This window comes from Butyrivibrio sp., assembly GCF_017940685.1.
Lineage (GTDB): Bacteria > Bacillota > Clostridia > Lachnospirales > Lachnospiraceae > Butyrivibrio.
Window position 1 is genome coordinate 15,834 of the sequence record NZ_JAGAYD010000192.1, and the last position, 13,541, is coordinate 29,374.

At 46.4% G+C, this 13,541-nt stretch carries 8 protein-coding genes; all 8 read left to right on the forward strand.

Features of this window, described 5'->3' with window-relative positions; all coding sequences use genetic code 11:
* Nucleotides 1–48 precede the first annotated feature (48 nt).
* The 8 genes from J6I68_RS12045 to J6I68_RS12080 all read left to right on the forward strand — a co-directional run bounded on the left by J6I68_RS12045 (nt 49) and on the right by J6I68_RS12080 (nt 13,511).
* Nucleotides 49–6,765: an InlB B-repeat-containing protein gene (locus J6I68_RS12045; protein ID WP_292220630.1), complete on the forward strand. Its 6,717-nt coding sequence runs from the start codon at nt 49–51 to the stop codon at nt 6,763–6,765.
* Nucleotides 6,766–6,971: 206 nt separating this feature from the next.
* A complete protein-coding gene (locus tag J6I68_RS12050; protein ID WP_292220632.1) occupies nt 6,972–7,442 on the forward strand; it encodes a hypothetical protein in 471 nt (156 codons plus the stop codon).
* Nucleotides 7,443–7,460: 18 nt separating this feature from the next.
* Entirely contained in the window at nt 7,461–8,279 is an 819-nt protein-coding gene (locus J6I68_RS12055; RefSeq protein WP_292220634.1) for an alpha/beta hydrolase, read from the forward strand.
* Between the two features lie 43 nt (nt 8,280–8,322).
* On the forward strand, nt 8,323–9,906 hold the full coding sequence (locus J6I68_RS12060) for a glycoside hydrolase family 28 protein (protein ID WP_292220636.1): 1,584 nt from the start codon (nt 8,323–8,325) through the stop codon (nt 9,904–9,906).
* Entirely contained in the window at nt 9,893–11,014 is a 1,122-nt protein-coding gene (locus tag J6I68_RS12065) for a pectinesterase family protein (protein ID WP_292220638.1), read from the forward strand. The genes J6I68_RS12060 and J6I68_RS12065 overlap by 14 nt, the downstream gene beginning before the upstream one ends.
* A 44-nt stretch (nt 11,015–11,058) precedes the next feature.
* Complete coding sequence (locus J6I68_RS12070; RefSeq protein ID WP_292220640.1) at nt 11,059–11,703, forward strand: ribonuclease domain-containing protein; 645 nt, start codon at nt 11,059–11,061, stop codon at nt 11,701–11,703.
* Between the two features lie 2 nt (nt 11,704–11,705).
* Nucleotides 11,706–11,984, forward strand: a complete 279-nt coding sequence (locus tag J6I68_RS12075; RefSeq protein ID WP_292220642.1) for a barstar family protein — start codon at nt 11,706–11,708, stop codon at nt 11,982–11,984.
* 258 nt (nt 11,985–12,242) lie between these two features.
* A complete protein-coding gene (locus tag J6I68_RS12080) occupies nt 12,243–13,511 on the forward strand; it encodes an SLC13 family permease (protein WP_292220644.1) in 1,269 nt (422 codons plus the stop codon).
* Nucleotides 13,512–13,541 lie beyond the last annotated feature (30 nt).

The following is a 13,541-nucleotide window of genomic DNA, read 5'->3' on the forward strand; positions in this document are numbered from 1 at the left end:
TAAGTAGCACGTTGTTACGGCAAAAGTTAGGTTGAGGAGGTACAAGCTATGTTGAGAAAATGGAACAGATTTTTATCATTCCTTCTTGCAATAGCTCTTATAGCTACCACATTCCAAAGTGATCTGACCACAATAAGAGTTTTTGCGGAGGAAGACGTCGAAATTGAAGAGTCTTCCAATGAAGACTACGAGCCTGAGGCAGAGCAGGAACCAGCCTCAGAGGAGTCAGAGCCAGAATATGCACCTCCTTCAGAGGGCGAAGCCTCTGAAGATGCAGGAAGTGGCGGAAATGAGGATGCCGGTAATGGCGGAAGCGAAGATGGTGAGAACCCGCAGGAGCCTTCAGAGGAGATCCCGGAAGAGGGCGAAGAGATAATCCCCGAAGAGGAGATAATCCCTGAGGAAGAGATCATCCCTGAAGAAGAGGAAGAGCTTCCAGAGGTTAAAGAAGTAACAGTAACCTACAGGGCTGAGCTTGGCGGTAAGGTTTCAAAGTCAAAAGAAACCATCGACATCAACGACAAGGATGCTGAGTTTGAGGGATCAACAGCAAGCCCGGTAAATAAGTACTATCAGTTTACTGAGTGGGTTGACGAAGACGGAAACACAGTTACAACTGGTGAAACTCTTGTTCCTTCCGACATAGATGAAGATACATCATTTACAGCAAGATTCATGAAGCTTTCAGACATGCCAGCACAGGGCTTTTCAGGAAGTGCAGGCGGAATGGACGTAGCAGTTTCTGCTGACGAAGGTATTTTCCCTGACGGAACATACATGGTAGTCACAGCAATTTCAAGGTCCGAAGCCATGGATGCAGCAGCAGATGCTCTTGGATCAGAGGTTAAAAACGCTGTGGGCGTAGATATTTCTTTCTACAACGCAGACGGTGAGAGCATTGAGCCAGCAAACTCCAAGATGGTTCACGTATCACTTTCACTTTCAAGCTCTCTTGAAGGCGATTCCTTCAAGGTTATCCATAAAGACGACAACGGAAATTCAGACGTTGTGGCAAGCGCAAGCGCAGACGGCGCAGACTTTGAGACAGGAAGCTTTTCTATCTACATCATCGCAGATGATGACGAGTCAGTAGTTCCTCCAGAGATCCTTGCGGTTTGCACCTACGAATTCTATAACGGAGATACTCTTTTTAACACTCAGTCGATCAAGAAGGGCGATGTACTTGCAGATCCTGGCATTCCAGCTCTTGAAGCTGGCGAAGAGTTCACAGGATGGTACGTAGGCAATGATAAGATCGAATTTGGAAAAGAGATAACAGATGTAACCGCAAATGCAACTATCAAGGCCACAGCCAAGATTGAAAAGACTCTTTACCTGACATTCAGAGGTCTTGACGGCGAAGTAGTTCAGGTTAAGAAGATCGGCGCGAAAGAAGAAGGTTATCCTTACATCTCAACAGCCGGTCCTACAGTTGAACCAAAAGAACCAACCCAGGCTTTCAAGGGATGGGCATCTACTGAAGGCGCAACAAAAGCAGAGGAGAAGATAGATGCAAGTCTGAATACCGATGCGTATCCCGTTATCATTGATGCTTACTGGATCACCTTTGATAAGAACGACGGCGGAAATGGCGGAGCAAGCTACACACCTCCTGTATATGTAGAAGCTGGTGAGCCTGCAACAGAAGCTGAGCCTGATGCCCCAGAGAGAGTCGGATATACATTTGACGGCTGGTATTTGGAGCAGGGAAGCGGCGATGGACAGGTTGTTGGTGACCCGTTTGACTTTAGTAGCACACTTGATAGGAACATCACTCTTTTCGCTAAGTGGACAGCAAATGCTACAACCCAGTACACAGTGATCCTTTGGGAACAGAAGATCGACGATCACAAAGATGCGGCAGATTCAGCAAAGACCTATGATTTCAAGGCTTCTTACACCAAAGAAGGCATTACCAACACACCATTTAGTGAAGCAACTCACGTAGAACCATATAAGTCAAGCCACAGCACGGGCTTCCACTACGCAAGATGCGAATTTGTCAGGATGGATGGAGAAAACAAGATACCTGTCAGCGCTATAAGGGCTAAGGGCGACTCCATTGTAAACATCTATTTTGACAGAGATCTTATTACTATTGGATTTAGCTATAAAATTGATGGCAATTGGTATGATCTTCCATCCTATACTGGTCTGTATGGTCAGCTCTTCTCGAAATACGAAGACGAAGGATACGTATGGCCTGATACGGTTGGAAATTACAGTATTGACTGGTATGAAGAAAAGAAAAATGACAGCCCCGCAGGAACACACATGACATTCCTGGGAACCTTCCTTAAGACACATACATACTACGGAAAGATAGGAAGTAGCGGAAGTTACCATATAAGGCACTATAAACAGGGTACTGATGGACAATACAAGCCAAATGCCCCTGATAATGAGACATTGGAAAACGGCGGAACCTTCTACTTCTCCAATAAGTACAATGGTTTTGAGGTGAAACAGTACTACAAGGGCAGCAATTATCCTAGCAGTGAAAGCAGCTGGAAAACAGCAACTAACGGAGGAAGCACTTCATACAGCAGCAATCTCTTCATAAGATACGAGAGAAAGAAATTCGACCTGACCTTCATGGACAACTTTGACGGCACTCAGTCTCAGAAAGCAAAGATTGAAGGCATTTACTACGAAAAGAGTCTTACAGGCTATGAAGGACAGGCTCCTCAGAAGGAAGACATGCCAAAGCGTCTTGGCTACGAATTTGCTGGATGGTACGAAGATATTGCGGGCTCAACACCATTTAACTGGAATCAGCCAATGCCTGCAGCCAACAAGGTTGTTTACGCAAAATACACACCAATTACCGTACACATCACCCTGGATCCTAATGAGGGAACACTTCCAGATGGCCAGGATGCAGAGTTTGATCTTCCTTTCCACAGCGTGGTGCCAAAGGACATCATAATGCAGACCACAAGAGATGGCTATCAGCTGGTTGGCTGGTATGAAGGAAACACAGCCTACGGCTATCCAGAGCTTGAAAAGGACACAACCCTCAAAGCAAAATGGCGCAAGATCGGCTCAGTAAACGTAGTATACGACGCAAGTCCAAATGGAAGCGACGCACCAAAAGATATCTATAGCTATGCAGGAGATTCTGCAGTGGTTGTTGCTGGAAAACCTGCCACGATCGAAGAAGGCTACACCTTCATTGGATGGAGGATCATTGGAGATGAGACTAATGAGATCCACTATCCAAACGGCGTATTTGAAATATCTTCTGAATACATAGACGGAAGTACAGTAACCCTTAAGGCGGTATATCAGAAGACCGGCGACCCTGGAACTTCAACAGAGGAAGCGATTATTACCTACGACGCCAACGGCGGAATCGGCGGACAAAAGAGCTTTACCTACAGAAGGAATGAAGCCTTTACCGCAAAGACAGCAGCTGCACTTGAATTTAGCAGAAGTGGTTACAGGTTCCTCGGATGGGCAAAGAGCGCAGATGCTACAGATCCTTGGATCACAGAAGGAACAAAGATAGCAGTTGATAACCTGCCTGACCTTCCAAATACACTTTATGCAGTATGGAAGCAGAACACAGGCAAGTACCATATCGAGTACTACAAGGGTGTTGTTACAGAGCCTTCGGATGACGATCACTTCCTCGGTGCAACAACTCCGGTAGAAGAAGTTGTTGGCAAGGAAATTTATCTTACAGACGCTCAGATCAATGCTAATAGGCCTTCTGAAGGCTACCAGGCTGGAGAGCAGCTTGACAGACCTTACGTGATACATGAAGGCGATGACAACGTGATCTACGTTCTCTACAAGCCGGTAGTGGTTGAGGTAGTAGTAGAAGGAACACAGATCAGCAAGGTTTACGACGGAAATACCTATTCCGTAAAAGGATATAAGGTTGTAAGCATCACCGAAGGCACAGGCTATCAGGAGTCATACATCAGATATAATGGAAATCTTGATATCAGCGCAACTCACGTTGAAGACTCAGAAGAGATAATTCTTGATCCAAATAAATTCGTTAACAATAGCTCTTTTGACGACGCAAGTGTTAAGTTCATTATCGGAAGTGTTCAGAGCAACAAGGTAGAGATCACACCAGCAGAGCTTACAATTAAGACCCTTGGCGCAGAGAAAGAGTACGACGGAACACCTCTTACAGCAGGCGGATCCATCGAGGGATTTGTGGGAAGTGACAGTGCAACCTTCACACTTACTGGAAGCCAGACAGAAGTTGGAGAATCTGACAATACATACAATATTGTATGGGATCATGCAAAAGAGTCTGACTACACTAAGAAGGAGACCATCGGAAAACTTAAAGTAACACACAACCAGTCCAAGATCACAGTTAAAACAATTGGCGGTGTATGGACCTACGATGGAAAAGAGCATGGCGCAACCGTAGAAGTAACCGGCATTCCAGCTGGATATGTCCTTGAAGAGTATTCATCAAGTGCAAAGGCTAAGGATGTAACTGATGCAGCAGTTGAAGCTACAGCAGACAATCTGGTTATTACCTACAATGGCGTGGATGTAACTGGAAAGCTCAATATCCAGTATGAGTACGGCACCATTACCGTTAATCCTGCTCCTTACAGCATTGAGACATTCTCAGATGAGAAGGTTTACGACGGAACACCTCTTACAGCAGGCGGTGAGATCACAGGCATCGTAGAAGGCGAGACAGTAAGCTTTGCTACAACCGGAAAGCAGACAGTTCCTGGAACAAGTGACAACACCTACAGACTTACATGGGGAACTGCAAAGGCTTCCAACTACAAGCTGGCTGGCGAGATCATTGGCAAGCTCACTGTAAAAGATACTGAAGCTGAGATAGTAGTTACTACCAAGGCTGGAATATTCACCTACGATGGAACCTTAAAGAAAGCAGAAGTCAGCTACACAGGAGTTCCTGATGGATACACGGTAACTGAGGCAAGTTCAGATACACAGGCAACTGACGTAACTGCTGCAATCCACGCAAAGGCAGATCATTTCAAGATCCTGAACCCTGCAGGCGAGGATGTAACAGGTAAACTCAAGATCACATACGTAGAAGATGACCTTATCATCAACCCTGCTCCTCTTACAGTAATTACAAAGAGCGCAGCAAAGCCTTATGACGGAAGTCCTCTTACAGCAGAAGGAACAATAGATGGTTTCGTAAACGGCGAGAGTGCTCCATTTACAGTAACCGGTACCCAGACAGATGTTGGTAAGTCAGATAACACCTATGAGATTGACTGGAACGACACATCAGCAACAGCTAAGAAGGGTAACTACGAGATAAAAGAAACTGTTGGAGAACTTGAAGTTACTGAGTTTGATAAGGAAGTTACAATAAAGACAACTGGTGGACAGTTCCCATACGATGGTGAGCCTCACGGCGCAACAAAGGTAGAGGTCATCGGACTTCCTGAGGGCTACACATATGAAGCTTCTTCAACAACTACAGTTACAGAAGTTGCAGATGGAATAAAAGACGTAACAGCTGATCAGCTTAAGATCTTCAATAACAAGGGCGAGGATATCACAGAGGTCATCAAAAAGAGATTTGAAGATGACAAGATTGAGATCACCGCAAGACCTGTAACAGTCTACATTGATGGTAACAACAAGACTGCAATGTACAACGGTACATGGCATGAAGTTACAGACTACAAGGAAACTGGTATATCAGATCCTCTTTACAAGACTGAGTACTACAAGTTTAGCGGCGAAGCTAAGGCAAGAAGAATGGCAGTTGGTACAACTTACATGGGACTTAAGGATGATCAGTTTACCAACAACAATACAAACTTTAAAGTAACCTTCGACATCATAGACGGCTTCATCACCATCAGAGACCGAGGCGAAGGCGAGAAGTACAGCATCACGGCAATTACAGATCCTGTAACTAAGACCTACACCGGCGAAGTATTTAAGGACTTTGACTACAGACTTGTTGGCGAAGGACCTACTGACAGCGTGATTGAAGGTGTGACAAGAGCAATCAGAGATGGCATTTCAAGGATTGCAGACGCATTCACATTGACAGCTGGAGCTTCTGACGGCAGCGAAGAGCATACCGTTGAGATAAACGGCGTAACCTTCACAGTAACTGGTCTCTACGTTCCTACAGAGAAGAGAGATGCAGGTTCATACGATCTTGATATCGAAGGAACCATAGTGATCAAGGATCCTGAAGGAAACGTAGTAACAGATCAGTTCAATGACCTTAAGAAGGAAATTGGCAAACTCACCATCGAGCCAATGCCAATACACGTTGAATCTCCAAGCGATTCGAAGCAGTACGACGGAACACCTCTTACAAATAACAAAGTATTTACTGACAAGCCTTGGGGCATCGGAGATGAAGTCAAATATGTAGTAACCGGAAGTCAGACAGCAGTTGGATCAAGCCCTAACTACTTTGAGATAACCGGCGATGGCGTTGACTTTGATAGGAACTACGTGATCGACAAGAAGGAAGGAACACTGACAGTAACAAGCGTTCCTGGTGGCGGCGGAGACGATCCTACACCTGGCGGCGGTGGTGATCCTACACCTACAACAATTACTGACACTCCTACACCTACAGCTCCTACTCCAATAGCTCCTCCTCCAGCAGCAGTCCTCGGAGCAGTAAGAGACGACGGTCCTGCAGTTCTCGGAGCAAGACGCGCAAGAACCGACGACGTATCCAACAGGGCAGCAAGGATCTTCATAGCCCTGATCGCAGCCGGCATTGCAGCAGCTCTTTTGGCAACCAGGAAAAAAGATCCTGAAACATGACACGGGGACGGTTCTACTGTCTCATTGTGCACAACAAGACACGGGGACGGTTCTGTTGTCTCCTCGATTCGGTAAATGGGTTGGACCCCGGAAGATTAAATCTTTCGGGGTTCAATCTTTGCATTATTCTCGCAATTGATTATCCTGCTGTGTTATACTAAAGTATGATTATCGATTTCTTTTTGAAAAGGATAGAAGCGCGAAAAATGAGTGATTCCAAGCAGATGCTTTTTGCCAGAAACCTAATATGTGTATGCATCGATGACAACAAGGATGCAGACTACCAGGGACTTATCTACCATCAGTATGCTGATGAGCCAATAAGCTTTAACGGCATTGCCAGCATGATCCTGGAGATGGAGAATCTTTTCGATGAGTGGGACTTCCCCCAAAGAGGACTTGCAGAGCGCAAGTTCGACAAGAAAAAGGAAAACCACAAAAGACCTGTTTCCGAAACCGGGGATGACAGGCTCAAGATCGAGATCATCTCCGATACACACGGAGTTCGCAACGTTCAGAATAAAAAGGGTAAGCTTGGCACCTTCGTGATCCAGGTTGTGTACAGGCAGGATGCGTCCTGGCAGGGACATGTTATTTATCAGGAAGACAACGAGAAGCTTGACTTTAACAGTGCACTTGAGCTCATCAAGATCATTGACAGGGCTGTTACTAAATAAATGTGATTGGTGTTTGGGTTGGGAAAAAAGAGAAGCAGAAAAAAGAAATTATTCGTTCTAGGTATATTGCTGGTAGTTATTCTTTTGGCCGCTATTGTGGGCTTTAAGATATATACCAGCAATTATTATGCTGCGGATGAGCCTTCCCTTGAACTTGTGCAGGAAAGCGTTGGAAAGAACGTATCCTGTTACACAGACAATACTGGAACCGTGTTTTTGCCAAAAGAGCAGCAGGTGAAGGCTGTGATCTTCTTTTACCCGGGAGGCAAGGTCGAATACACGGCTTACAGTGCTCTTATGTATGAGCTTGCGGATAAGGGCTATATCTGTGTGCTTCCCAGAATGCCTGAAAATCTGGCTTTTCTCAGGGTGGATGCCATGGATGCTATTCAGGTCAACTACGCACAGGAGATGACAGCGGTAAAGAACCTGGACTGGTACCTTGCGGGGCACTCTCTGGGAGGTGTGGCAGCAGCCAAGTATCTGACGGAGGAGGTTACTCCTGACGCGGGAGAACAGAGCGGAGGAACTGGCACCAAGGCCGATACTTTCAAGGGACTGATCCTGTGCGCGTCATATCCGGCTGATGACCTTTCAGGTCTTCCCCTAAGATTTTTGTCCATAAGAGGCTCCAATGACGGAGTTTTGAACCTTAAGAGATATGAAGAGAGCAGGAAATTCTGGCCAGCTGACTCCACCGAGAAGGTGATAGATGGCGGAATCCACAGCTTTTTTGGCTGCTATGGGATTCAGAAGGGCGACGGAGAGCCCGGGATAACCAACATGGAGCAGCTTGAGACCACAGCTGAGATGATAGATGAGTGGATCGGTAACTGACCACAGGAATTTGCAAAGATTGCAGGATGGAGGATTTTGTTTCATGGAATTTCAGATAGTAGAAGTGTTTAAGAGAAGCATAACCGCAGAACTTGTATCTGACAAGATCTTTAAACAGGACGCAGAATTTGACGTATATATTAACGGGGAAAAGAGCCTTAGGACCGATAGAAATGTGTTCTCTGTCATGGGGCTAATACCTGATACTAAGTATGTGATGAAAGTTGAGGCTTCTGATGGCTCTTTTGCGGAAAAAGAATTCGTAACAGAGCATGAGTCAGTGCTCCTTGACGTCACAGCCTTTGGCGCAAAGGGCGATGGCAAGACTCCCGATACAGCTGCAATACAGGCGGCCATCAGCTGCTGTCCCAAGGACGGAACTGTTTACCTGCCAGAAGGAGACTACTACTGCACACCGCTTTTCCTTAAGAGCGATATGACACTGTGGATCGGCGACGGCGCCAGGATCCTGGGAGATACTGACAGAAATCACTATCCGGTCCTCCCTGGAATGACAAGGAGCACTGATGAAAAGAGTGAGTACAATCTCGGTACCTGGGAGGGCAACCCACTTGATTCATTCGCTTCTCTTGTAACTGCTGTGGATGCGGAGAACCTTGATATTGTGGGTCCGGGCACTATTGACGGAAATGCCCCAAATAGCGACTGGTGGAAGAACCCCAAGATCAAGAGGACTGCCTGGAGACCGAATGATCTTTTCCTTGCAAGATGCAGGAAGGTGAGAGTTCAGGGAATCACAGTGCAGAATTCACCTTGCTGGACAGTGCATCCATATTATAGCGAAGACTTATCTTTCCTTAATCTGTATATTCACAATCCTTCGGATTCACCTAATACAGACGGCCTTGATCCTGAGAGCTGCAAGGGCGTAAGGATCCTTGGAACTGTTATTTCTGTTGGAGATGACTGCATCGCGATAAAGAGCGGCAAGTACTATATGAGCATGAAGCACCACAAGGTTACTGAAGATGTGGTGATCCGCAACTGCAAGTTTGAGCGTGGCCACGGCAGCGTGACTGTTGGATCCGAGATTGCAGGTGGCGTAAAGAATGTGAGGGTTTCCCAGTGCATCTTTGACGGCACAGACAGGGGACTTAGGATCAAGACAAGGCGCGGCCGCGGCGAGAGGTCAGTGCTTGATGATATTCTTTTCGAAAACATTGATATGAGCGGGGTTCACATGCCCTTTACTGTAAATATGTTCTATTTCTGCGATCCTGACGGACATACAGATTATGTGCAGAATCAGGAGGCGGCTCCTGTTAATGAGATGACTCCGGCAATTGGCACAATCTCCGGCCGCGGCATTAACTGCACCGGCGCAAGTGCCTGCGTGCTGTGTGCTGTGGGACTTCCTGAGAGCCCAATTGGTAAGCTTGATTTTGAGAATATCAGGGTGTCATTCCTGCCTGAAGGCGAGCGGGTTCCGGAGCGCCCTGTCATGATGGACAATTTTGATGAGATGAACGGCCGCAGCATTTATGCTAAGAATGTAAAAGAGCTGGTGCTTAAGGATGTTAAGATAAGTGGCAGTGCAGATAACGAGCCTGAGCTTATCGGGGTTGAGAACAAGGTTCTTGAGGGAGTTGAATATGCTGGAAATTAAGGTTGAAAAAAACGGCGGTGACTTTTCTTTTATACAGGAAGCTATAGACGCAGTCCCTTACGAGGAGAGCGCGGTCATCAGGATTGGCGAAGGTATATTTAACGAGAAGCTCTTTTGCGAAAAAAAGGATATTACCTTTGTTGGCGCAGGAATCGATAAGACGGTGATCGACTTTGACGACTACGCCAATGAGATCATGGAGGACGGCTCAAAGCGCGGAACTTTCAGGAGCTACACCGCATTTTTGGGTGGAAAGCGCGTTACGGTCCGGGACATGACTATCAGAAACAGCGCAGGAGACGGCCGTGTTGTGGGCCAGGCTGTAGCTGTTTACGCTGATGCGGATGTGTGCCTGTTTGAAAATGTGGAGATGAACGGCTGCCAGGATACTCTTTTCTGCGCGCCGCTTCCAAGGGCTGAGAGGCAAAAGAATGGCTTCATGGGGCCAAGGGTCATGACTGAGAGGCGCCTTACTAAGCAGTATTACAAGAACTGCATCATTACTGGTGATGTGGACTTCATATTTGGCGGCGCAGATGCGGTGTTTGATGACTGCAGGATCGTCTGCAACGACAGGATGCATGGCAGCAACAGGATGCTTGATGTGATGGGCGCTGCGGGCAGCAGGGTGGCCAAGGTTGGAGCTGGTAATGGTGGTGCTTCTGGAGCGGGGCAAGGCGTTGCAGGTGCTGGTAAGCTCGATAAGGACCAGATTGACGTCACAGAGCGCCTTGTAAATGGATATGTTACGGCGGCTTGTGGCCTTTCCAGTGATCTTGGTTTCGTGTTCAGGAATTGCACGGTTACTGGCGCTGAGGGTTGCGAAGAAGGCAGCGTGTTCCTTGGTCGTCCATGGCGCGAGGAAGCCAGGACCGTGTTCATTAACTGTGTTTGCGATAAGTCTATTGCGCCAGAGCGCTTCTCTGGCTGGGGCGGAATCACTAAGGACGAGCCGCAGACTTTCTATGGGGAGTTCGGAACAAGGCTTGTGGATGGACAACTGGTGGACCTTTCTTCCAAGAATACATGGGTTAAGGATGTCGATGAGGCGATGGCAGCGGAGCTTTCAAAAAGGGCTGATGAAGTTGTGAAGGCCTGCACTGCCTAAATTGAAGAAAAGCAAAAAGTAGCAGAATTATGAGAAAAGTGAAATTGAAAAATAGAATACGGCTCATGGCATTGATGGCTATGGTGCTGGTGGTCATGGTGTTTACTGGATGCGGTAGAAAGCCAGCGGAGCAGCCAGAAAGTGCTGGAAGCGCGGCTACAGTCGACTTGTCATCCTTCATGGAGTCAAGTGACGAAGCGTCGTCCGAGGATTCATCGGCAGGAGCTGATGAAATGGCGTTAGTGGGCACATCGGCAGAGGCTGGCGAAGCAGCATCAGAGGATTCATCTGCGGAGTCTGATGAAGCCTCAGCTGTAACAACCGAATATACAGCCCATATTGAGCCTCTCCTTGATGAAGACGGCACCTACACCACCAAGGCAGATGTGGCGCTGTACATTCACACTTATGGGAAGCTCCCTTCAAATTTCATGACCAAGAAGCAGGCCAAAAAGCTTGGCTGGAGCGGCGGATCACTAGAAGATTTCGCGCCGGGAATGTGTATCGGCGGAGATTATTTTGGGAATTATGAAGGCTTGCTGCCAGAAGACAAGGAGTATCACGAGTGCGACATAGATACTCTGGGTAAAAAGAGCCGTGGAGCAAAGCGCATCATCTATTCGGATGATGGATATATCTACTACACAGAGGATCACTACGAGAGCTTTGAACAGCTATACGGAGAATAACGATGGAACAGGTTTTTTACATCGACTTAAAGGGAATAACTACCAAAGAGGAACTTCATGCTCTCCTGCGAAAAGAGCTGCCTCTTCCGGAATATTATGGCGACAACCTTGATGCTTTCTACGATGTACTGACTGAGAAAGGTGAAGGTTGGAACATTATCTTTTACAATTGCACAGAAACAATAACTGGCGATATCGAAAAATACATGACTAATCTTGAAAAACTCTGCAACCGTGCAGTTTCAGAATGCGACAATTTGAAGATCCGCTTCTTTCCCTGAAGTGTCTGCATGAGGTAATGCATTCTGTCCAATATTTGTTTGACAGCCCCTGATTTTTCCATTAACATAGTTGTATTGATGAGAGGGAGTAGCTGGTTGGCACCTGTGCCAGCTGTCGAGCCCGTCAGGACGATGCAAGTGCATCCGAGCTCGACATAAGGTTTATTACTTTACTGACAGCAAGACTTTTGTCATAGCAAAAGGGGCTATGATAGAAGTCTTTTTTGTTAACATAGAAAATCGGAGGAAAAAAAGAAATTGAAAACACTTGCTATCATTTTGTTTGTACTGATGTACATCCTTATGATCACGCTGCCAAAGAGGCGTGCGATCGTGGCACTAACAACGGCTGTTATTTTTGTGGCTACAGGAATTTTGCCGCTTAAGGATGTATTTTTCGCCATTGACTGGAACGTGCTGATGATGATCTTTGGTACCATGGTCATCGTTGATTACTTCATCGATTCCAAGATGCCTAATCTTATCGCGGAAAAGCTCCTGGATGTGGCACCAAATGTAATGTGGGTTACAATCTTCATGTCCCTGTTTTCTGGAATCATCTCAGCATTCATCGACAACGTTGCTACAGTTCTGATGGTTGCACCTGTTGGTCTGGCTATCTGCAAGAAACTTAAAATATCACCTGTTCCCATGATCATCTGTATTGCAGTATCATCAAACCTTCAGGGTGCTGCAACACTTGTTGGTGACACAACTTCCATCATGCTGGCTGCAGCAGCCAAGATGGACTTCAATGATTTCTTCTGGATGGAAGGTCATCCTGGAATGTTCTTCGCTGTAGAGCTTGGTGCTCTTGCCACAGTTCCCATAATGATGTGGATGTTCAGGAAAGACAAGGAGCCTGTAAGCAACGAAGAGCACACAACAGTAACAGACTATGTTCCAACCATCATGATGCTGGGACACGTTGTACTTCTTGTAATTGCTTCATTCATTCCAAACAAACCAGATGTTACCAATGGTGTGATCTGTATGGTTTGCGGAATTATCAATATCGTCTGGGAGATCTTTATCTCCAAGGGAACAGACAGTATGTGGAAGGCACTTAAGGCCATCGATTACGACACAATGCTTCTCCTCGCTGGACTGTTCTGTGTTATCGCAGGTATCACCAATGTTGGCATCATTGACGAGCTGGCTCAGCTCATTGCCACAAGCGGAAAAGGAAATGTATTCCTTCTCTATACATTGATCGTTTTCGGATCAGTTGTTATTTCAGCATTTATCGACAACATTCCATATGTAGCAACAATGCTTCCTGTGCTTGCATCTCTTTCAAGCGTAATGTCAGTAAGCCCACTGCTTTTATACTTTGGACTTCTGATCGGTGCAACCCTTGGCGGAAACCTTACACCGATCGGCGCTTCTGCTAATATCGCAGGTGTAGGTATGCTACGAAAAGAGGGCTACGAGGTATCCTTTGGAGACTTCATGAAGATCGGTGTTCCATTCACACTGACAGCGGTTTGCATTGGATATCTTTTTATCTGGATCGTATACGCGTAAAAGAGATAGAATCAGGACTTTAAAATATCA

Excerpts from the sequence above, each read along its gene's own strand:
- J6I68_RS12075 (WP_292220642.1), top strand. The coding sequence starts at position 11,706 with ATGGAACAGGTTTTTTACATCGACTTAAAGGGAATAACTACCAAAGAG.
- J6I68_RS12045 (WP_292220630.1), top strand. The coding sequence starts at position 49 with ATGTTGAGAAAATGGAACAGATTTTTATCATTCCTTCTTGCAATAGCT.
- J6I68_RS12050 (WP_292220632.1), top strand. The coding sequence starts at position 6,972 with ATGAGTGATTCCAAGCAGATGCTTTTTGCCAGAAACCTAATATGTGTA.
- J6I68_RS12060 (WP_292220636.1), top strand. The coding sequence starts at position 8,323 with ATGGAATTTCAGATAGTAGAAGTGTTTAAGAGAAGCATAACCGCAGAA.
- J6I68_RS12065 (WP_292220638.1), top strand. The coding sequence starts at position 9,893 with ATGCTGGAAATTAAGGTTGAAAAAAACGGCGGTGACTTTTCTTTTATA.